Source organism: Brevibacillus sp. HB1.4B (genome assembly GCF_013284285.1).
Classification (GTDB): Bacteria; Bacillota; Bacilli; order Brevibacillales; family Brevibacillaceae; genus Brevibacillus; species Brevibacillus porteri.
Map to the genome: position 1 here is coordinate 1 of NZ_JABSUT010000030.1, position 1,287 is coordinate 1,287.

At 43.8% G+C, this 1,287-nt stretch carries 1 protein-coding gene; it reads right to left on the reverse strand.

Annotated features, from left to right (window positions below; translation table 11 throughout):
• Positions 1 to 47 precede the first annotated feature (47 nt).
• Positions 48 to 1,192 (reverse strand): IS3 family transposase gene (locus HP398_RS30510; protein WP_100169650.1). Its coding sequence is split into 2 segments (ribosomal slippage): positions 48 to 919 and positions 919 to 1,192, totalling 1,146 coding nucleotides; the frame shifts between segments, so codons are not numbered across the junction.
• Between the last annotated feature and the right edge of the window lie 95 nt (positions 1,193 to 1,287).

A 1,287-nucleotide genomic window follows, 5' to 3' on the forward strand; every position in this document is an offset into this window, starting at 1 on the left:
GGGACTGACCCCCGTTTGTAGGACAGGGATCAAAACACCTTACAAGTTTAAGCAGCCGGTCGTCGGAATTCAACCGGCGACTGGTTGTTTAGTTTCGTTTGAATACGAGTTGAGTTATAGTAGGTAATATAATCTCGAATGGTTTGTACAACGATTGCCGTCGTTGTATTCGTAAGGCCTTCGAGATAGAACGTTTCAGACTTTAGCGTGGAATGAAACGATTCGATGGGGGCATTATCAGCGGGCATTCCCTTGCGGGACATGCTCATGATAATGCCTTTTCCTTTTACTGCCTCTTGGTACGCTTGAGACGTGTACACACTGCCTTGATCACTATGCAACATCATTCCTGGTCGATCAGGAAGTTGATTTAACGTATCTAAGACAAACGAAGTGTCTTGTTTGTCTGCTATGGTGTAAGCCACAATCTCTCCATTGTACAAATCTAAGATACTTGATAAGTACAACATTTTTCCACCAAACGGCAAATACGTAATATCTGTCACGAGCTTTTGCATCGGAACTTCAGCATGAAATTGACGTTGTAGCAGATGTTCAGCCGATTGTGAAGGTTGCCCCGTTGGTTTACGTTTCTTGATGCGGACTCGACATTGCAGTTGTTCTGCTTGCATAATCCGTTGCACACGCTTGTGATTAATTTGTTGTTCAATCCGAAGGAGTGCCGTGATCTTTCGATAGCCATAACGAAATTTATGTAGGGAACATAGCTGCCGAATCTTTTCGACTATAGGGTCCTTCTGTTTCGTTTTAACCACTGACCTCCAGCGATAATAGGTGGATCGCGCAATACCCAACCAAGCGCAAGCTTGGGCAATATTCACTTCTCCTTTGATGGATTCCATCCATGTGACCATGATTCTAGGTGTCACCTCCTTTCCAATTCCATGTACTTTTTTAGCACATCCAGTTGTTGTTTCAAAAATCGATTTTCTGCTTTCACTTTCTCAAGCTCTGAAGTGAACTCAGGACCTTTGCCAAAGCTGTATTGTTTGCCAACAGGTTGTTCTAGTCGATGAAGCTCACCCTTCCGATACCACTTCATCCAGACTTTTAGCTGAGTTACATTGCGGATTCCGAGTTTCTCCATAACCTCCTTCACTGGAACACCTGCCAATCTCATTTGAATTGCCTGCATCTTGACTTCCACGGGGTAACTCACTCTAGTTGACAATGCAAAAACACCTCCAAGATTGTCCCCATATCTTACGACATGGTTTAGTTCTCTTGAAGGTGTTTTGATTTGTCTCACATTACGGGGTCAGTCCC